Origin of the sequence: Burkholderia anthina, from assembly GCF_902498995.1 — a bacterium.
GTDB classification, from domain to species: domain Bacteria; phylum Pseudomonadota; class Gammaproteobacteria; order Burkholderiales; family Burkholderiaceae; genus Burkholderia; species Burkholderia anthina.
Window position 1 is genome coordinate 76,593 of the sequence record NZ_CABVLY010000015.1, and the last position, 18,896, is coordinate 95,488.

At 62.3% G+C, this 18,896-nt stretch carries 16 protein-coding genes and 2 pseudogenes; 16 read left to right on the forward strand and 2 right to left on the reverse strand.

Annotated elements, in window-relative coordinates; translation table 11 throughout:
• Positions 1-23 precede the first annotated feature (23 nt).
• Complete coding sequence (locus BME24068_RS19655; RefSeq protein WP_096501730.1) at positions 24-785, forward strand: FadR/GntR family transcriptional regulator; 762 nt, start codon at positions 24-26, stop codon at positions 783-785.
• A gap of 23 nt (positions 786-808) precedes the next feature.
• On the opposite strand, the gene BME24068_RS19660 is transcribed toward BME24068_RS19655, so the two are convergent.
• Positions 809-2,050 carry an NAD(P)/FAD-dependent oxidoreductase gene (locus BME24068_RS19660; RefSeq protein WP_174927093.1) on the reverse strand — a complete coding sequence of 414 codons (1,242 nt, stop codon included), beginning with the start codon at positions 2,048-2,050 and terminating at the stop codon, positions 809-811.
• Positions 2,051-2,560: 510 nt separating this feature from the next.
• On the opposite strand from BME24068_RS19660, the gene yfiR reads away from it, so the two are divergent.
• From yfiR to yfiB, 3 genes are all read left to right on the forward strand, one after another.
• Positions 2,561-3,268 (forward strand): regulatory sequestration protein YfiR, encoded by a 708-nt coding sequence (gene yfiR / locus BME24068_RS19665; protein ID WP_174927094.1) that lies wholly within the window; start codon positions 2,561-2,563, stop codon positions 3,266-3,268.
• Positions 3,265-4,533, forward strand: coding sequence for a diguanylate cyclase DgcN/YfiN (gene dgcN, locus BME24068_RS19670; RefSeq protein ID WP_174927095.1), 1,269 nt, complete (start codon positions 3,265-3,267; stop codon positions 4,531-4,533). Before yfiR ends, dgcN begins: the two co-directional genes overlap by 4 nt.
• 84 nt (positions 4,534-4,617) lie before the next feature.
• Complete coding sequence (yfiB, locus tag BME24068_RS19675; RefSeq protein ID WP_096502033.1) at positions 4,618-5,127, forward strand: outer membrane lipoprotein YfiB; 510 nt, start codon at positions 4,618-4,620, stop codon at positions 5,125-5,127.
• 231 nt (positions 5,128-5,358) lie between these two features.
• Here yfiB and BME24068_RS35080 read toward each other — a convergent pair whose 3' ends face one another.
• Complete coding sequence (locus BME24068_RS35080) at positions 5,359-5,586, reverse strand: hypothetical protein (protein ID WP_239007825.1); 228 nt, start codon at positions 5,584-5,586, stop codon at positions 5,359-5,361.
• Between BME24068_RS35080 and tssF the strand changes: the two genes are divergently transcribed.
• The 12 genes and pseudogenes from tssF (at position 5,497) to BME24068_RS19730 (ending at position 18,873) form a co-directional block, all read left to right on the forward strand.
• On the forward strand, positions 5,497-7,326 hold the full coding sequence (gene tssF, locus BME24068_RS19680; protein ID WP_244962176.1) for a type VI secretion system baseplate subunit TssF: 1,830 nt from the start codon (positions 5,497-5,499) through the stop codon (positions 7,324-7,326). The genes BME24068_RS35080 and tssF overlap by 90 nt on opposite strands.
• 132 nt (positions 7,327-7,458) lie before the next feature.
• Positions 7,459-9,597 carry a type VI secretion system Vgr family protein gene (locus BME24068_RS19685; protein ID WP_174927097.1) on the forward strand — a complete coding sequence of 713 codons (2,139 nt, stop codon included), beginning with the start codon at positions 7,459-7,461 and terminating at the stop codon, positions 9,595-9,597.
• Positions 9,598-9,614: 17 nt separating this feature from the next.
• Positions 9,615-10,073, forward strand: coding sequence for a DcrB-related protein (locus BME24068_RS19690; protein WP_174927098.1), 459 nt, complete (start codon positions 9,615-9,617; stop codon positions 10,071-10,073).
• Positions 10,070-14,407, forward strand: coding sequence for an RHS repeat-associated core domain-containing protein (locus BME24068_RS19695; RefSeq protein WP_244110699.1), 4,338 nt, complete (start codon positions 10,070-10,072; stop codon positions 14,405-14,407). Before BME24068_RS19690 ends, BME24068_RS19695 begins: the two co-directional genes overlap by 4 nt.
• A 9-nt stretch (positions 14,408-14,416) precedes the next feature.
• Positions 14,417-15,028, forward strand: a complete 612-nt coding sequence (locus BME24068_RS19700) for a hypothetical protein (RefSeq protein WP_143331645.1) — start codon at positions 14,417-14,419, stop codon at positions 15,026-15,028.
• A pseudogene (locus BME24068_RS19705) lies at positions 15,028-16,071 on the forward strand (RHS repeat domain-containing protein); the annotation flags it as partial. The gene BME24068_RS19700 and the pseudogene BME24068_RS19705, both read left to right, overlap by 1 nt.
• A 33-nt stretch (positions 16,072-16,104) precedes the next feature.
• Positions 16,105-16,464, forward strand: a pseudogene (locus tag BME24068_RS35620) (hypothetical protein); the annotation flags it as partial.
• A 9-nt stretch (positions 16,465-16,473) separates the two neighbouring features.
• Positions 16,474-17,037, forward strand: coding sequence for a hypothetical protein (locus tag BME24068_RS19710; protein ID WP_174927099.1), 564 nt, complete (start codon positions 16,474-16,476; stop codon positions 17,035-17,037).
• Positions 17,038-17,137: 100 nt separating this feature from the next.
• Complete coding sequence (locus BME24068_RS35540) at positions 17,138-17,236, forward strand: hypothetical protein (RefSeq protein WP_425322066.1); 99 nt, start codon at positions 17,138-17,140, stop codon at positions 17,234-17,236.
• Positions 17,237-17,269: 33 nt separating this feature from the next.
• On the forward strand, positions 17,270-17,779 hold the full coding sequence (locus BME24068_RS19720; protein ID WP_143331643.1) for an SMI1/KNR4 family protein: 510 nt from the start codon (positions 17,270-17,272) through the stop codon (positions 17,777-17,779).
• A 25-nt stretch (positions 17,780-17,804) separates the two neighbouring features.
• Positions 17,805-18,545: a hypothetical protein gene (locus tag BME24068_RS19725; RefSeq protein WP_239007804.1), complete on the forward strand. Its 741-nt coding sequence runs from the start codon at positions 17,805-17,807 to the stop codon at positions 18,543-18,545.
• A 64-nt stretch (positions 18,546-18,609) separates the two neighbouring features.
• Positions 18,610-18,873, forward strand: a complete 264-nt coding sequence (locus BME24068_RS19730; RefSeq protein ID WP_096501712.1) for a hypothetical protein — start codon at positions 18,610-18,612, stop codon at positions 18,871-18,873.
• Positions 18,874-18,896 lie beyond the last annotated feature (23 nt).

Here is an 18,896-nt window from a genome sequence, read left to right on the forward strand (position 1 = left end):
AAACCGCTCACCTGTATCAACGTATGTCCATCCAGCCGATTCAGAACCGCCGCCTGTACCAGCAGATCGCCGACAAGCTCAGCGGCATGATCGAGTCCGGCGATTTTCCGCCGGGCAGTTATCTGCCGCCCGAGCGCGAACTGGCCGAACGGTTCGGCGTGTCGCGCACCTCGGTGCGCGAGGCGCTGATCGCGCTCGAAGTCAACGGGCTCGTCAGCGTGCGCGTCGGCGACGGCGTGAAGGTGCGCCAGCCCGAGGCGGCTGCCGCGCCGGCGCCGCAACCCGCCACGAAGGTCGCGCCGTTTTCGATCGTCGAGATCGATCCGGAACTCGGCATCGCGCTCGACCTCGACACCGAAATCCCGCCGTTCGCGCTGTTGCAGGCGCGCCGGCTGATCGAACCGGAAGCCGCGTCGCTCGCCGCGAAACACGGCTCGGACGCGCAGATCGAAGGGATCCACGAGGCGTTCCTGCGCAACCAGGAAGACAACCGCAGCGGCTCGCTCACGCATCCGGGCGACCGGCTGTTCCATATCCGTATCGCGGAAGCGAGCGACAACCCCGCGTATGCGCTGATGATCAAGCAACTGCTCGCGCACAAATACGATCTGATGTTTCAGCGGCTGCAGTCGCTGTACATGCCGAACGACATGCCGCACCGCTCGGAGCTCGAGCACCGCGCGATCCTCGACGCGATCCGCGCGCGCGACCCGGAAGCCGCGCGCCGCGCGATGGCCGAGCATCTTGACGAAGTGATCGAGATCTTCGGCCGCGCGCTCGACTGAGCGCGCTTTGACACGCTACCGGTTCAGAAACGATCCGCGCGATAAGGCGTCGGATCGGTGAACGGGGTTTCGCCCGTCATCATTTCGGCCAGCAGGCGACCGGACACGGGGCCGAGCGTCAGCCCGTGATGGTTGTGCCCGAACGCGAACCACAGCCCGCGATGCGCGGGCGCGGGGCCGATCACCGGCCGCATGTCGGGCGTGCATGGGCGGAAGCCGAGCCACGGCTGCGGGTCGAGCCGTTCGCCGAAGCCGAACACCGGGCGCGCGACGCGTTCCGCGCGTTCGAGCTGCACGCCCGTCGGCGGCAGGCCGCGGCGCGCGATTTCCACGCCGGTCGTCAGCCGCAGGCCGCGCCGCATCGGCGCGATCACGTAGCCGTATTCGCGATCGACGATTGGTGCCGACGGCGTGCCGCGTTCGGATGGCGCGTAGTGCATGTGATAGCCGCGTTTCTCGCGCAGCGGAATCTTGTAGCCGAACTTGCCGAACACCGTGTCGGACCACGGGCCGAGCGCGACGACGACGGCCGGCGCGGCGATCCCGCCGTCGTCCGTCGTGACTTGCCAGCCCGGTGAGAGCGCCTCGAGGCTCGCGGCGTCGCCGTTGAGCAGCGTGCCGCCGCCCTGCACGAAGAGTTGCGCGTAGGTTTTGACGAGCGCGGACGGATCGACCACGCTCTTCGGGTCGAGCCAGTGCAGCGCGCCGCAGAAACCCGGCGCGAGGCTCGGTTCTCGCGCACGCAGTGCCGCGGCGTCGAGCGGCGTGATGCCGAGCCCGTGGCGGCGCGCGGTGAGCCCGGCATCGCCGACCGCGCGTTCGAATGCGGCCGGCGTGCGGAACGCTTCCATCCAGCCGCTCGCGCGGACCAGCTCCGCGGCGCCGGCGCGTGCGATCAGCGCGTCGTGCTCGACGATGCAGCGCTCGATCAGCGGCAGCATGTCGCGCGAGGCCGCCGCGTGACGCATCGGCGCCGATTCCCACCAGAAGCGCGCGAGCCACGGCGCGAATGCCGGCAGCGACGCGCTGTGCCAGTAGAGATCGGTCGAGCGGTTCAGCGCGTAGCGCATCAGCGTGAACGGGCTGCGCGGGAACGGGTACGGCTCGATCGACGAGCGCTCGATCAGTCCCGCGTTGCCGAAGCTCGTGCCTTCGCCGGGCGCACCGCGGTCGACGAGCGCGACCTTGCGTCCGCGATCCTGCAGATGCAGCGCGGCGGAGACGCCGATGATGCCCGCGCCCAGAACGATTACGTCGAAGTCCATCGTGTGAGTGGCCGTGTTAGCGGGGCGCGTGGCCGCGGTGCGGTGTGCGCGCCCGGGTTGGAGATCGTATGAAGTGAAAGCATACTCGCGGCGGCGTGGTGCACCAAGAGGGTGTGCGCCGCTGGCCCCGGTGCGGCTGGCCCGTGCGCGATGGTTCGCGGTGGTCCCGGTCGTGGGGCAGCGGAATGCGCAGGTTCCGGCATTCGGGGTGACGCGCGATGACCGATTTGTCCGCACACGCATACGCTGCGGAGTTGACGCGTCCGGGTGTCCAATCCACTGATCAATCCGCCTGCGTCGCGGCTGCATGGCCGTTCGGCTGAACGTCGCCCGCATCGTCACGCCCGGCACCGATTCAACCTGCTTTCCTGCATGACTCGCGGGTGTATCCCACTGGTTCGGGATGCAGATTTTTACCTAAGATGGAGGGAATCGTGCGCGGGATACGGTGCCTGCACGCGCATGAAGGGAGCAGGTCGCGCCGGGCACGACTGCAGCAGATTTTCCATCATGGATGCGAGCGTGTGCGCGGCGGCTGCGAGTCAGGCAGCCGCATCGACGCCGGCGGGTGCGGCGGCATTCGTCGCGCGAATGGCGTCCGGCCGGCCGGGCCGAGTCGCGTCGTTGCGCCGCGCGTTCGTCGCAATCGTTTGCGTTCTGACCGTTGCGCCTGCCGTCCTTGCCGGGGCGCCGGCCAATGCCGACGATCCGGTCGACACGGTACACGTTGCCGCCGCCGCGCCCCCCGTCAGTCCTGCCCATTCCGCGATTTCTTCACACGACTCCGCCGTGCGCCAGGTCGTGCTCGGCATCGTCAGTTTCACGCGCTGGCCCACGACGCCCATTCGTCTGCATCTGTGCGTGACGGGCAAGCCCGACTATGCGGGCGGACTGACCGACACGTTGCAGGCCGGCTCGACCGTGCTCGACGTGCAGCGCGTTCGCTTCGACGATTCCGCGCTCGGCATCGCGTGCGACGTCGTCTATCTGGGCAACCTCGACAACGACGAGCGCGCGCGGGTGAGAAACGCGCTGGCCGGCCACCCGGTGCTGACGATCGCCGAACACGACGAGTCCTGCACCGCGGGCGCGATGTTCTGCCTCACGGTCGAGGGCGAACACGTCACGTTCGACATCAATCTCGACGCCGTCGCGCGCAGCGGGGTGCGCGTGCATCCGAACGTCCTCAACCTCGCGCGACGGCCGCTGACGCCATGACACGTTCCGCGCCGTCCATTTCGTCTTCACGTGTGCCGCGCCCGACGCTGCAAAGCGTGTTGCGCCGCGCGCATTTGCGCCTCGCGTTCGTCGCGGTGACGATGGCCGCCGTGTCGTTGATCGTCGTCGCCGTGATCGCGTTGCGCGCGTATGCCGGCAACAACCTGAACCTGCTGGCCCGCTCGCTCGGTTATACCGTCGAGGCAGCGCTCGTGTTCGGCGACCGCGTCGCGGCGAATGAGGCGATCGCGCTGATCGCCAACGACGAGGACGTCGCGCAGGTGGTGGTCATCGATGGCAAAGGCCAGTTGTTCGCGATCTGGACGCTGCCCGTCGGAAGCCGGATCGCCCGGATCGAGCGCGGCGTCGCCGATTTCGCGCTGCCCGGGCCCGTGACCATTCCGGTGATGCACGACGGCCTCGTCGTCGGTCAGGTCATCGTGCGTGGCCGAGGACATCAGTTCTTCGGATTCCTGCTCGGCGGCATCGGCGGCATTCTCGGCTGCCTGGCCGTCAGCGTGCTCGGCGCGTATGTCAGCTCGAAGCGTCTGCTGCGCAACATCGTCGCGCCGCTGCGCGCGCTTGCCGGCGTCGCGCACGCCGTGCGGCGCGAGCGGGCATTCGCGCGGCGCGTCGAGCCCGTGGCGATCGCCGAACTGAACCAGCTCGGCGACGACTTCAATGCGCTGCTCGACGAATTCGAGGAATGGCAGAACACGCTGCGCGACGAGAACGCGTCGCTCGAACACCGGGCGACGCACGATGCGCTCACGGGGCTGCCCAATCGCGGGCAGTTCGAGACGCGTCTGTCGCTTGCGCTTTGCGACGCCGTGGTGACGCGGCAGCGGGTCGCCATCCTGTATCTCGATTGCGACCGCTTCAAGGAAATCAACGATTGTCTCGGGCACGACGCGGGCGATGCGGTGCTGGTCGGTATCGCCGCGCGGTTGCGCACGCAGGTGCGCGAGACCGATCTGGTCGCGCGCCTGGGCGGCGATGAGTTCGCGGTGATGCTGACGGCCGTGCGCGAAGCGGACAGCGTAGGCCGGATCGCCGGCGCGATTTTGTCCGGCATGGTGCCGTCGATCGAGCTGTCCGACGGACGCATGGTGGCCACCATGATGAGTGCCGGCGTTGCGCTGTATCCCGACCACGCGTCCGACGCCAGCGGCTTGCTGCGCGCGGCCGATGCCGCGATGTACCGCGCCAAGCGCACGCGGCCGGGGTCGTGGCAGCTGGCGGAAGGCGTTGCCGGGCCGGTTTGAGGTCCATCGTTTCGCGCTGCGGGCGAGGCCGCGGCAGCGGGATAAAAAGCGCACGCGGCGCGGGCGCGTACATAGGGGTCGATGATGGAAAACTCGTTGCCAGTGAGCATGGGGCGGATGTGTATCGGGAGCGCGGTGCTGCTGTGCCTGCTGCTGGGCGGGTGCAAGACGGCGCCGCTGCATCGGGGGCTCACGCAGACGCAGGTCACGGCGCTGAAGTCGGCCGGCTTTCAGGAGACCGGGCAGGGGTTCGAGTTCGGGTCGACCGGGCCGATTTTGTTCGACTTCGATCGGTATAACCTCCGGCCGGATGTGCGGCGGATCGTCGAGCGGATTGGCAGGACGTTGAAGTCGGCGGGGATCAATGGGGTCCGGGTCTACGGGTACTCGGATGAGGAGGGGGCGGCGGCTTACGATCTCGAGTTGTCGAGAAGGCGGGCGGAGGTCGTTGCCATCGAGCTGGTGGATGTCGGGTTGGACGGAAAGCGGATCGTGATCGTCGGGAAGGGGAAAAGCGATCCGATAGGGGATAACCGCACAGCGGCCGGGCGGGCGCAGAACCGGCGGGCGGCGATCGTGATTTCGCCGAGGTGAAGGGCGCGTCGCGCACCGGCGTGCCCCGATCGCGGTGGTTGCTCGTGAATACACGGCTACCGGCCTGCGTCAGGGCAGTCCGTTGTAACTGTTTGCCATCATTGCCGGGCACATGCGCGCGCGTTCGTTCGCGCGCAGCGGACCTTGACGTACAGGGCATCCGGGACGCATCGGCGTCATGAAACCGTCATGCCCGATCGCAAGCCGTTCGGCACATTCGAAACGAGGATTTCAATTGCCTGAATAAAATCGTTCCGCCAGTTTTTTTGAACGCTGCATGGCCATGCGGCCAGCGCGGCGACGACCGGAACGTGTATGGCCCTCGAACCCAACGATCTGCTGCCGCATTTCGAACGCGAGATCGCGCTGCTGCGCCGTTCGATGCAGACGTTTGCGCAGCGTTTCCCCAAAATCGCCGCCCGCCTCGCGATCAACGGCGAGCGATCGGACGACCCGCATGTCGAGCGTCTGCTGCAGTCGTTCGCGTTGATGGCGGCATCACACGACATCCGTCTCGAAGACGACGTGCCGCCGTTTACGCGCGATCTTCTCGAATCGCTGCACGGCGCGTTCCTGCGCGCGTTTCCCTCCTGTGCGATCGCGCAATTTCATTGCAACGCCACCGACAAGCAGACCTCACCCCGCGTCATCCGTCGCGGCGATCGATTGATCGCACCCGTCGGCCGGGCGGTATTTCGTATGGCGGACGACGTCATGACCGCGCCGCTGACCGTCGCGGCCGTTCGTTACACGACGTCGGCGATCGCACCGCGAGACGCGTCGTTGCCACCGGAAACGACCGGTTTGCTGACCATCACGTTCGAGCTGACCGCGTCGGATGCCACGTTCGCGATCGTGCCGGACAGGTTGCGCCTGCATTTCACCGGCGCGCGCGAGGTGGTCGCGGCACTCGCGGACGCAGCCCTGCTGCTTGCCGTACGCAGTTTCGCCGAAGCGGGCGATTCCGGTCGCTGGAAGCGTTTGCCGGACGTGGTGATGACGGCCGTCGGCGTTGAGCCGACCGATGCGCTGCTCGACCTGCCGCCTGACGACACCCTCGGGCCGTTTCACCTGCTGATGACGTACTGCGCCGTTCCGGAGCGCTTCGACTTCGTCGACGTCGACATGCGGCCGCTCAAGCGGGCCGCCGGCGACAGTCGGCGCGTCGCGCTGCACCTCGCGATCGCCGGCGTGCATCCCGACTCGCAGCGCGCCCAGCGTCTGGTCGCCGCGACGGTTGACCATGTGCGCTTGTTCTGTACGCCCGTGACCAACCTGTTTCCGGACGATGCCGAGCCGATCGAGACGTATGCCGGTTGCGCGTATTACCCGGTGAAGGCGCTTGCCCAGGCAGGCGCGTCGCAGACGGACATCTGGTCGATCGACACCGTTTGTCAGACTTCCGACGCCGGTACGTCGATGCTGGCGCCGTTCCAGTCGCTACGGCACGGCATGGACGCTCGCCCGGGGTTGTTCTGGACGGTATTGCGCGACGAGGCCAGGCGGGCACCGAAGAAGCCGTCCGCCGATTCCGAGTCAAAACAGGCGGACAAGGCGCCGACGCCGGCCCTGGACGACACGCCCGAACCGCTCCACGGCGTCGAACTTCAGCTGACCGATCGCGACGGCCGACCTGCCGATCCGGGCAAGCGCAAGCTGGCGATCCGGCTTTCCTGTACCCAGGGCGACCTGTCCGGGATGCCGACGCGCGAGCTGGCGCTGGCGAAAGGCGACCCGGTGGGCGCGATCATGCTGCTGAACCGGCCGACCCGGAGCCAGGCGCGGGCGTTCCGCTACGGGGAGCTGTGGGATCTGCTGTCGCTTCTCGTGCCGCAGGCGATCCGGCTGGACAAGGGCGGCCTGACCCAGCTCAGGCGGCTTTGCGCGCGCTGGGCGGAAGGCTCCGTCGACGCCGGGCGGCGTTTCGATGCGCTCGTCTCGTTGTCCACCGCGCGTGTGCGGTGCTGGCTGCCGGGCAAGCCGGCGTCGGCGTTCGTGCAGGGGCTGGAAGTGCGACTGGTCGTGGACGAGCAGCGTTTCGCCGGGTTCAGCCTGGGCGCGTTCGCGCACGTGATGGACCGGTTTTTCGCGCCGTACGTGCCGGTCACCAGTTTCGTGCAGGTCGTGCTGTTTTCGGCGCAGACCGGCGCGCTGCTTCGGCGCGGGCAACCTTGTCCCGGCACCCAGCCTTTGATCTAGTTTCCGATTATCGGGGCGCGAGTCAAACGTTTGCGGCGTGCCTTTCGCATGGCAGGGTTTTGACCTACATTATCGAAGCCTCGGGCCGGGGAACCGGCCGATGGAACCTGAGAACACAAGCAAGGAAAAAGAATGAGTTTCGCTCCGAATGGGGGTATTCCCGGCGGTTTTGGCGGTAGTGCGCTCGGTTCCTTGAGTGCGCTCGGCGGCCTTGCCGGTCCTGCCGCGTCGAGTATTGCCGGCAGTCTCGGGCCGCTCGCCGGCCTGGCCGGCCACGTCGACACCGTCCAGCGCGCGATGCAGCTCGCGCAGACCGGCTTCTCGCTGATGGACAAGACGCCCGGCGCGATTGCCGACGCGATCAACGGCGCCGCCAACCCCGCGCGCCTGACCCAGCTCAATCGCTACGTGACGCTCGATACGCCGCTCGGGCCGGACGTGCTGCTGGTGAGCGCGGCCGTCGTCGACGAACACGTGAACCGGTTGCCGGAAATCCACCTCGACCTGCTGTCGCATCGCCATGACTTGCGCCCGGAGGACCTGATCGGCCAGCAGGTCAAGATCCGGCTCGACCAGCAGGCGCGCTTGTCGACGCTCGAACGCGTCGTGGCAGCGGGCACCGGCGACAACGACCGTTACTTCGACGGCTACGTTGCGTCGTTCGACCGCGCCGGCAACCCCGGCAACGTCACGCAGTATCACCTGACGGCCGTGCCGTGGTTCTGGTTCCTCACGCGCTCGACCGACTGCCGGATTTTCCAGAACAAGACCGCGCAGGACATCCTCACCGAGATCTTCCAGGAGCACGAGTTTTCCGACTTCGTGTTCGATATCCGCACGAGCCAGAAGCCGCTCGAATACGTCGTGATGTACCAGGAGTCCTACTACAACTTCTGCGCGCGGCTGATGGAGCAGGAGGGGCTCGTCTGGACGCATCGCTACGAGAAGGACAAGCACTTTCTCGTGATCGGCGACACGAACCTGCTGTTTCGTCCGATCGACGGGCTCGCCACCGTGCCGTTCGCCGCGACCGAGGCCAGTGAAGACAGCGGTATCGACCAGTTGCACGAAGGCCGGCGCTTCGGGGTCGGCAAGGTCACGTTTCGCGATTTCAATTACCAGAACCCGTCGTCGCCGCTGATGCTGGTGGAAGCCGAGCCGCAGAACCTCAAGCACGCGCGGCTCGACGCGACCGAGCGGTTCGAGCATCAGTCGCTGTACGACCACGGCGACGACGGCAACCGCTACGCGCGTTTCGCGATGGAAGCCGAAGAAGCGCAGGCTCATCGCTATACCGGTGGCGGCTATGCGTGGCGCATGACGACGGCCGGTGCCGTGACCGTCGCGAATCACCCCGTCCTCGCGAACAACCAGGAATACGTGATCCTGCACGTGCGTCACGAGGCGGTGAACGATTACACGCAGCACAACGCCAAGCTGCCGTATCGCAACAGCTTCGCGCTGTTGCCGAAGAAGATTCCGTACCGTGCGCCGCGCGCGACGCCGAAGCCGGTGATTCACGGCACGCAGTCGGCGATCGTCGTCGGCCCGAAGGGCGAGGAAATCTACACGAACGGAAGCGCGGTGAAGCTGCACTTCCCGTGGGATCGACGCGGCAAGAAGGACGGATCCGACTCGATGTGGGTGCGCGTGTCGCAGCCGTGGGCGGGCGACGGCTGGGGCGCGGCCGCGATTCCGCGGATCAAGCAGGAAGTGCTCGTGGCGTTCAACCAGGGCGATCCGGACAACCCCGTGATCGTGGGGCGCGTGTTCAACGGCGAACAAGGCAACCCGTACCACGGCGCGGCCGGCCAGACGATGGGGATCAAGAGCCAGACGCACAAGGGGCAGGGTTCGAACGAGATTCGCATGACCGACACGAACGGCATGCAGGAATTCTTCATGCATGCGCAGAAGGACATGAACACCGTCGTCGAGAACAACGAGACGCACAAGGTGATGGGGCCGATGCGTACCGTCCTCGTGGCGACCGGCAGCGAAGAAAAGCAGATTCCGCAGGGCAACCTGACCGAGACGATCGCCGAGAAGCGCAGCACCACGGCGACCACCGTCGAGGTGACGACGCCGGCCAAGGACGGGGGCGGCGGTACGCAGGTTCACGTGGCCGAGCGCGGCATCCTGCTGAAGGTGCAGGACAGCTCGATCTCGCTCGCGCCGGAAGGCATTCGCCTCGAGCACAAGGGCTCCGTGATCCTGATGACCGACGACGGCGTGATGGTCAACGGCAAGCGCATCGATCTCAACAAATAACTCGAACAAAACCAGCCATGCACTACGCAATCCACGAAGGCACTTTCGAGCTGCCGGACGCGGCGCTCGACCGCACCGTCAACATCCTGATGATGAACGTCGGCCCCTGCGGTCTCAACCTCGTGATCGCCCGCGGGCGGTTTCGTGACGGAGAAGATATCGCTGCGTTCGTCGCGCGCGAATGGGAAGTGGCGTCGCGCGATGCCAGGATGCTTACCGAGAAGGCGCGCCGGCCGGTCACGGTCAGCGGGCGTGCGGGTATCCAGATCGATTCCACGCACGAGCGCGACGGCCGGCTGTGGCATCAGATGCAGACCATGTTCCCGTCGGACGACGCCGGTCGCGTGCTCGTGATGACGTTGACCAGCGCGGCGCCGCTGACCGACGAACAGCAGGCGATCGCCGACCGGATGCTCGCCAGTTTCCAGCCGCGCGCGGCGCGACCGACCCTGCTCGGGCCGGGTGACGCGTCGTGAGCGCGGAACACTTCGCGGCCGCGCGCTTCGAAGACCCGATCCAGCACACGTCGTTCTGGGGTGAGCTTGTCGGCACGGTCGGGTCGATGATCGGCGGTGCCGTCGTCGGCGCGCTGGTGGCCGAGGCGATGGAGGGGCTCGTGTTCGCCGGCCTCGCCGCGCTCGAAATCGGCACGGCCGGGTTGGCGACGCCGCTCGTGATTGCGATCGGTGTCGGCGTGGCCGTCGGCTCGGGTGCGCTGATGGAAGCGAGCGGCATGAACGAAGCCATCGACGACGGCGCGAAGGCCGTGGGCGATGCGATTGCGCCGCCAGTGATCAAAGGCAAGATCGCGAGCGGTTCGGGGAACGTTTACGTCAACGACAAGCCGGCGGCGCGGGCGGCGCAGCCGGGGGATCTCGATACCGTCGCGTGTACCGATCATCCCGGGCCGCAGATGATTGCCGACGGATCGGGGAACGTTTATATCAACAATCAACCCGCTTCGCGGGTTGGCGACAAGACGACGTGTGACGGGACGATTGCCGAAGGCTCCGATAACGTTTTCATCGGCGGCGGCACGCAGCGGGTGCGGGACGTGAAGTCGGCCACGCGGCTCGGATGGTTGGGCGCCGCGCTTGGGATTGCGCTGGCGGTGTGTGGCCGCGGCAAGATGAGCTGGGGGCAGTTCCTGAAGAGCAAGGTGCCGTGTCTTGCGATTAATTTTGCGGCCGGTGCTTTCGGTACGTGGCTCGGTAGTCTGGCGAGGCCTTCAGCCGGCCACCCGGTCAACGTCATTACCGGCGGCAAGATTCTCGACGGCACGGACGACACCGACTTCGCTTTGCCCGGGCCGCTGCCGATCGTGTGGCGGCGTTTTTACAGCAGCCATGATGATCGGGCCGACAGCCTGTTCGGGGCAGGGTGGAGCGTGCCGATCAGCGTTGCGCTGCGGGTTGCGCGTGAGCATGGCGAGGTCACGTCGATCACATATTGGGACGAGCAGGGGCGCGACATCGTGTTTCCGGCCGTGCCGCCCGGCGAAAGTCATTTCAGCGTGCCGGAAGGCATTTATCTGATTTGCACCGAAGGCGGCCACTACGTGGTCGAAACGGTCGATGGGGTGTATCGCGATTTCGGCCGTGCTCGCAGCGATGCGGACAGCGAGACGCTCAAACTGTGGCGGCTCGAGGATCGCAACGGCAACTGGATCGAAGTCGAGCAGGAAACGGCCGATGAGGTCGTGCGGCCAGTGCGGCTGCGCGACAGCGCGGGGCGCGTGCTGACGCTGGGCTACGAGGCGCCGCATCCTCGACGCATTGCCACCATTGAGCTGACGCGTGGTGTGGACGGTGAGCAACCTGACACGCTGGTGCGTTATGCGTACAACGCTGCGGGCGAGCTGGTGGCTGTGACCGATCGGAGCGGTCACACCGGGCGACGGTTTGCATATGAGCGTGGACTGATGGTCCAGCACACGCTGCGTGGCGGCTTGATGTGCTTTTATGCGTGGCAGGGCGTCGGCCGCGATGCGCGTGTCGTGCGCCACTGGACCGACGACGGCGAAGCGTACACGTTCGACGCGGATCTGGTTCAGCGTTCGGTGACCATCACCGACCAGATCGGGCGCGTGACGCATTGGACGTGGAACGAGGATCAGCAGCCGACGAGTCATACCGACGCCGAGGGCCATGTATGGTCGCTCGAGTGGAACGCGATGCGGCAACTGGTCAGTACGACCGATCCGGCTGGAAACACGACGCGCTTCGAATATGACGAGCGCGGACGGCAGACGCAGCGCATCGACGCGCTTGGCCAGGTCGAGCGCACCGAGTGGAACGGGCACTACGATCTGCCCGTTGCCGAAACCGATGCGGCCAATGCGCGCTGGATCTATCGCTACGACGATCGCGGCAACCTGACGATGACGCGCGATCCGGCGGGGTTCGCGACCGAGTATTACCGCGACGATCGCGGGCTCGTGCACACGATTCGCGATGCGCGCGGCGGGTACAAGTTCCTTGAGTGGAATGGCCGGGCGCAGTTGATTTCGTATACCGATTGTTCCGGCAACGCCACTCGGTTTGCGTATGACGCACGTGGGGCGCTTGCGCGGGTGACGGATGCCGCCGGCCACGCCACCGTGTACGAAACGGATGCGATGGGGCGGGTCACGGGGATCGGGACGGCTGATGGTGCGCGGCAGACGTTTCGGTACGACGCGGCGGGACGTCTCGTCGAGGCCGTCGATGCGAATCAGCGCAGCACGCGTTATGAGCTCAATCCGCGTGGATTGTTGCTGGCACGCACGGATGCGGCGGATCGTGTCGTGCGGTTCGGTTATGACGATGCGTTCCGGTTGGCGAGCTTGACCAACGAGAACCGTGAGACGTATCGCTTTCAGTATGACCGTCGCGATCTGGTTTCCGTACAGATCGGTCTCGATGGCCACAAGCGTATGTACGAGTACGACGTGTGCGGTCAAGGCACGATCGTACGCGACGGGCAGATCGAGACGCGATACGAGCGCGATGCGATCGGGCAACTGACGGCGAAGCAAGCTTCGCACGAGCGTTGTGAATATCTGTATGACAAGGCAGGCCGAATCACCTCGGCTGAGCTGTATGCGCTTGCCGTGCGTGGGCCGTCGCTGAGGAATCGGGTCAGCTTGAAATACGACGCGCGTGGTGAGGTCGTCGAGGAGTACACGCCGACCGGCTGGCTCGCGCATACCTACGATGAGCTTGGGAATCGCGTCAGCACGACGATCTCCGGTGAGCGGACAATCGATTGGCTGCATTACGGGTCGGGGCATGTGCACCAGATTCGTTTCGATGGTGCGGCAGTTGCGGACATCGAACGGGATGATCTGCATCGCGAGGTGCTGCGGACGCAGGGCAAACTGACGAGTCATTTCGGGTATGACGCGGTGGGGCGGCGTGCACGGCACGCTGCGCAGCGAGGCCGGGCGGGCGACGAGTTGCTTGCGAAGCAGTGGCAATACGATGCAGTAGGTGACGTGATCCAGAAGCGTGATCAGCGCTATGGCACGACGAGTTATCGGTATGACCCTACAGGGCGTATCGAACAGGCGGTGGGGCCCGGGTTGCCGTCGGAAGTGTTTCGCTGGGATGCGGCGGCGAATCTGGTGTCGAGCGATCACCCCGGTGGCTATGTCGAGCACAACCGGCTCAAGATGTTCGAGGATAAGCGCTTCGAGTACGACGCGAATGGGCGGCTGGTTCGCAAGCTGAGCGGGCACGGGCCTGCTAAAGAGCTGGTGCTTGAGTATGACGACTGGAATCAGCTCAAGACCGTCGTGACGAAGGACCGGCTTGGTATATCGACCACACATTTCGAATACGACGCGTTTGGCCGGCGGATTCGGAAGCTCAATGGCAGTTATGCGAGCACGGATTTCCTGTGGGACGGCATGCGGTTGGTGCAGGAGACGTATCACGACCGGAGTGGCGAAGAGGCGCTGACGTACTTGTACGAGTCCAATAGTTATGTGCCGCTTGCTCGGATTGATCAAGGGAAGGCGGCGGCGAACGATGCGGATGTACGGGATGCGGTTTACTACTTCCACAACGATGTTTCGGGGTTGCCGGAGGAACTGACTGACGCCGGTGGCGAGTTGGTTTGGCAGGCTCGCTACAAGGTGTGGGGCAACGCGGTGCAGGAGGAGTGGATCGCGCGGGTGCCGCAGTCGTCGATACCGAAATGGGGTGAGGTTCAGTCAGCTACACGGGCGCCTGCAAATGTGCCACGGCCGCAAAACTTGCGGTTCCAAGGACAGTATCTGGACCGTGAAACCGGGTTGCACTACAACACTTTCCGGTTCTACGATCCGGACATAGGTCGATTCATCAACCCGGACCCGATCGGGTTGGCAGGTGGGTTGAATCAGTATCGGTATGGGCCGAATCCGCTGACATGGATTGACCCGTGGGGCTTGACTTGCCTGAGTCAATGGAGTGGGAAGCGCGGTCGCGAAAAATCGATGTATGACTTGGAGCGAAACGGCTTCAATGTCGTTGCTGAAGAGGTGACAATGAAGGTGAACGGCAAGCGTATTCGGGCCGACTTCGTTGCGACGGACAGCCACGGCAACTATCACGTCTTCGAAGCTAAGCATGGGACTGGGCGTCTGACCAAAAATCAAAGCGCTTCTGGCGTATTTGATATGGCGAGTCCATCGAATACCGTCGACGGTATTGGTGGTGGGGTAATTACGCCCTCAGCGGGAAAAACTGGGCAGTTCGAAATCGCGACTGGCAACAGAGACATAGGCGAAGTGCTTGGCGAGCGTGGTACTTCATATGATGCAACATTTCATGTTCTGAAATACTGAGGTGTGTAGATGGACGCGGAATTGAAAAGGGTATTTGAAAAGAGGTTGCAGGAAATTCTCAAGGAAAATATAAGTGAAAGAGGTGTCAAGGTATTGAGGGGTGAAATTGTAGTAGACCGGGAGGGTGCGGGTAATGGGCGAATTGGATTCAGGTTTCTGAGAAATGCAAACGGATATATTCTTTCTGCTGCGGCTGATTCCTTTATCCTTCAGGATTTCTATGCAATAAAAAAACCTCCATATAAGCCGAAGATACCGACTGGTCTGGTTATGGCGATGAATACCTCTATGGAAACGGTAAAGTCGTTTTCGCCGAATATTGGTGGGGCCATTGATCTGCCGCGGGATGAGGTGGAAATTGAATCGGCATGTCGATGGATATGTGAAAAAGTGATGGGAATCTATTTGCCGAGGGTGATCAATGTGATAGAGATTGATTCTGGGTTGGTTCGGGATGTAATGGAAAACCCAAGCTACTATTCATACCCGTTTCTGACTATTGCTTTTGCGGCGAAGAGAAATGGTATTGGCTTGGATGGGCTGGATGTTGATTATTTGCTGGGTAGAAAGGTGTCGGGGAATAAGTCGTTCGACGGAGATGTTTTGAAAGAGTATTTTTAGGATATGACGCGATAGGGCGGCGTGCACGGCACGCTGCGCAGGGAGGCCGGGCGGGTGACGAGTTGCTTGCGAAGCAGTGGCAATACGATGCAGCGGGCGACGTGGTCCAGAAGCGTGATCAGCGCTATGGCACGACGAGTTATCGGTATGACCCGACGGGGCGTATCGAACAGGCGGCGGGGCCCGGGTTGCCGTCGGAAGTGTTTCGCTGGGATGCGGCGGCGAATCTGGTGTCGAGCGATCACCCCGGTGGCTATGTCGAGCACAACCGGCTCAAGATGTTCGAGGACAAGCGCTTCGAGTACGACGCGTATGGGCGGCTGGTTCGCAAGCTGAGCGGGCATGGGCCTGCTAAAGAACTGGTGCTTGAGTATGACGACTGGAATCAGCTCAAGACCGTCGTAACGAAGGACCGGCTTGGTATATCGACCACACATTTCGAATACGACGCGTTTGGCCGACGGGTTCGGAAGCTCAATGGCAGTTATGCGAGTACGGATTTCCTGTGGGACGGCATGCGGTTGGTGCAGGAGACGTATCACGATCGTCAGGGCGAGGAAGCGCTGACGTATTTGTACGAGTCCAATAGTTATGTGCCGCTTGCTCGGATCGATCAAGGGAAGGCGGCGGCGAACGATGCGGATGCAGGGGATGCGGTTTACTACTTCCACAACGATGTTTCGGGGTTGCCGGAGGAACTGACTGACGCCGGTGGCGAGTTGGTTTGGCAGGCACGCTACAAGGTGTGGGGCAATGCGGTGCAGGAGGAGTGGATCGCGCGGGTGCCGAAGCGGGCGACACCGTCTTGGAACGAAGTGTCCGCGGCCGCACCAGCGCAGACTCGTGCGCCGCGGTCACAGAACCTGCGGTTCCAGGGGCAGTATCTGGATCGCGAGACGGGGCTGCACTACAACACTTTCCGGTTCTATGATCCTGATATCGGGCGGTTCATCAACCCGGATCCGATCGGTCTGCTGGGTGGAACGAACCTCTACCGGTACGCTGCCAACCCGTTGGTGTGGATCGATCCGTGGGGCTGGGCATGTGGGGAGCTTAGCGGTAAAGCTCAGGAGGTCCATAACTTGGCCGGTGGTGGGGATGCGCGCTCAATACGAAATTCAACGGTCTCGATCGTCGAAGCCAAGGTGAATGGCAAGCCACAGCTGTTTGCAGCGGGAAGCGGGGGGCGACTAAGTCCAGCACAACGACAGGCACTTATGAAGATGGGAGTACCAGAAGAGAATATCTTTTATGGTAAAAATTCTATCGATGGTTTTGATAAGCTCGAAAACCATGCAGAGCGAATTATTTTGCGCAATCTTCCCGAAGGTGCTGAGGTTAGTCGCTGGGGTATCTCTTGGGGCGGATTGCAAAGGAATGCATCGTGTCCGTCATGCCAGCCCCACGTGGAGCAAGCTGGTGGGATTTTTGATTAGGAGATAATTATGTTCGATATCGAGACGCATAAACAATATCTCGAATCAATTCTTGCTGCAGGGAAGCGCGAAAACCTTGCTCGCTTTGGTGTTTGGTGTTGTATTGGACTTGCACACGATGACTCAATATTCGAGTTCCTTGCCATGCATATGGGGAGTACGAGTACACAGATCAAACAACGAGTCAGAGACTACCTGGATCAAGTATGGAATGGAAATGAAAGCGCCAATCCATTAAATGATCTGGAGCAAGTGGACTGGGACCCTGATGCAGTTGAAATGGATGACGATGCTGCCGCCCAAGGGGCGACCGATTTGCTGGCAGGGCTATCTTTCTTGATCAAATGGTGTGCTGAACACAACGTGGCGCGATTGGTTGCATGTGCCGAAGTTTTGATAAATCGGATTGACTATTTGGAAAGTTTCGAGCTGATTGGAAGGTATACCGAGAATCCGGTTGATGGCGAAATGAATTCGCAGAAAATTTTTGCACAAGATCTTGTTGTCGGTGGGGTATCTGATCAAGATAAAATGAAATATCACGAGTGGCTATTCAGTCCCGGAATTCCTTGAGCTTGCTCGGATTGATGAAGGGAAGGCGGCGGCTAACGATGCGGATGTACGGGATACGGTTTACTACTTCCACAACGACGTTTTCGGGTTCCCGGAGGAACTGACTGACGACGATGGCGAACTGCTCTGGCAGGCTCACTACAAGGTGTGGGGAAACCAGTGCAGGAGGAGTGGATCGCGCGGGCGCAGCAGAGGTTGACAGCTGCCTGGGGTGAAGTGTCGGTGGCGGATTATGAATAAATTGAATGTTCTCGTTGAGAAAATGAAATCGGATTGGTCTTTTGCGAGAAAGGCTATTCATTTTGGTCAGGAATGTCCATTTTTGCTGAGATCCAATTTTGCTGACGGAATTGCCAGTGGTGTGATGGTCGAGGGTATTTCTGATTCCGCGTATGAGCTCATGCAGTTTTGGGGAATATCCGAGCGAGCAGATTTATTCAAGGATGATGAGTGCGGGCAATGGGGGGTTGAGGTATTGTCACCTCAAGAGGCGATTGAAGAAACGGCAAGGCAAAGGCAGATCAGGAATCGAGATTTTCTCGATGGCGATGTTGTGTTTGCTCGATTTTGTGGGGATTCAGATTTGCTTTTGATGGATTCCGTTGGAGCTGTTTACGTTGCTTTGCCTTTGGATTGTAGGGGTGACTGGCCGCGAGTGGCGGATTCGCTTGAGGATTTTTTGGAGAATTTGACGAATTCTCAGGGGGCAAAATATTGGGAACCGCCAAAGGGAAGTCGCTAATTGGCGCGAGGCGATATCGTATGTAATGCATGAGCGTTGCGAATATCTGTATGACAAGGCAAGCCGAATCACATCGGCCGAGCTGTATGCGCTTGCCGCGCGTGGGTCGTCGCTGAAGAATCGGGTCAGCTTGAAATACGACGCGCGTGGTGAGGTCGTCGAGGAGTACACGCCGACGGGCTGGCTCGCACACACCTACGATGAGCTTGGGAATCGCGTCAGCACGACGATTTCCGGTGAGCGGACGATCGATTGGCTGCATTACGGTTCGGGACACGTGCACCAGATTCGTTTCGATGGTGCGGCAGTTGCGGACATCGAACGGGATGATCTGCATCGCGAGGTTCTGCGGACGCAGGGCAAGCTGACGAGTCATTTCGGGTATGACGCAGTAGGTCGTCGTGCGCGGCACGCTGCGCAGCGAGGCCGGGCGGGCGACGAGTTGCTTGCGAAGCAGTGGCAATACGATGCATCGGGCGACGTGGTCCAGAAGCGTGATCAGCGTTATGGCACGACGAGTTATCGGTTTGACCCGACGGGGCGTATCGAACAGGCGGCGGGGCCTGGGTTGCCGTCGGAAGTGACGCCTGAACGCGGCGTCTGGCTGTACCGCTACGATACCTTCAATCGCCGGATCGAAAAGCTGCAACTCGGCGGTCGCGAAACCGTGAAGTTCATGTGGGATGGGGCGACGCTGGCTGAGCGCTGGATCGAGTTTGGATTCCCGGCCACAAACTGCCAACCGGAAATTTGGAAGCGGTTATAGATATGGGCAACATATCTCCATCGCAATATACAGTAACTCCGATTGACATCAATCGAGGGGGTGCGTGAAATTCAAGGATATTTTTTTCTCCAGGGAAGATAGGTACGCGATAGGGGTTGAGCTGGACTCAGGCACTTACTACCTGTCGATTCCCTTTGTCAATGGCATGGTGGATTACGAGGAGTATTACGAAATAACCGAATCCCAGGCGAAGGGGTTTTCAGAAAACAAAGCGCTGGCTAATGAGTTTGCGGATAAATGCAGAAATCGACTTATGGATGATAGTTTGATTATCAAACCTGGAGCAGATCGTGGAACCCCATCCTGACGGGGCTGAAGTCGATAACGCAA

Excerpts from the sequence above, each read along its gene's own strand:
- BME24068_RS19700 (WP_143331645.1), top strand. The coding sequence starts at position 14,417 with ATGGACGCGGAATTGAAAAGGGTATTTGAAAAGAGGTTGCAGGAAATT.
- BME24068_RS19710 (WP_174927099.1), top strand. The coding sequence starts at position 16,474 with ATGTTCGATATCGAGACGCATAAACAATATCTCGAATCAATTCTTGCT.
- BME24068_RS19720 (WP_143331643.1), top strand. The coding sequence starts at position 17,270 with ATGAATAAATTGAATGTTCTCGTTGAGAAAATGAAATCGGATTGGTCT.
- dgcN (WP_174927095.1), top strand. The coding sequence starts at position 3,265 with ATGACACGTTCCGCGCCGTCCATTTCGTCTTCACGTGTGCCGCGCCCG.
- BME24068_RS19660 (WP_174927093.1), bottom strand. The coding sequence starts at position 2,050 with ATGGACTTCGACGTAATCGTTCTGGGCGCGGGCATCATCGGCGTCTCC.
- BME24068_RS19655 (WP_096501730.1), top strand. The coding sequence starts at position 24 with ATGTCCATCCAGCCGATTCAGAACCGCCGCCTGTACCAGCAGATCGCC.
- yfiB (WP_096502033.1), top strand. The coding sequence starts at position 4,618 with ATGGAAAACTCGTTGCCAGTGAGCATGGGGCGGATGTGTATCGGGAGC.
- BME24068_RS19690 (WP_174927098.1), top strand. The coding sequence starts at position 9,615 with ATGCACTACGCAATCCACGAAGGCACTTTCGAGCTGCCGGACGCGGCG.
- BME24068_RS19685 (WP_174927097.1), top strand. The coding sequence starts at position 7,459 with ATGAGTTTCGCTCCGAATGGGGGTATTCCCGGCGGTTTTGGCGGTAGT.
- yfiR (WP_174927094.1), top strand. The coding sequence starts at position 2,561 with ATGGATGCGAGCGTGTGCGCGGCGGCTGCGAGTCAGGCAGCCGCATCG.
- BME24068_RS35080 (WP_239007825.1), bottom strand. The coding sequence starts at position 5,586 with ATGCGGGTCGTCCGATCGCTCGCCGTTGATCGCGAGGCGGGCGGCGAT.
- BME24068_RS19725 (WP_239007804.1), top strand. The coding sequence starts at position 17,805 with ATGCATGAGCGTTGCGAATATCTGTATGACAAGGCAAGCCGAATCACA.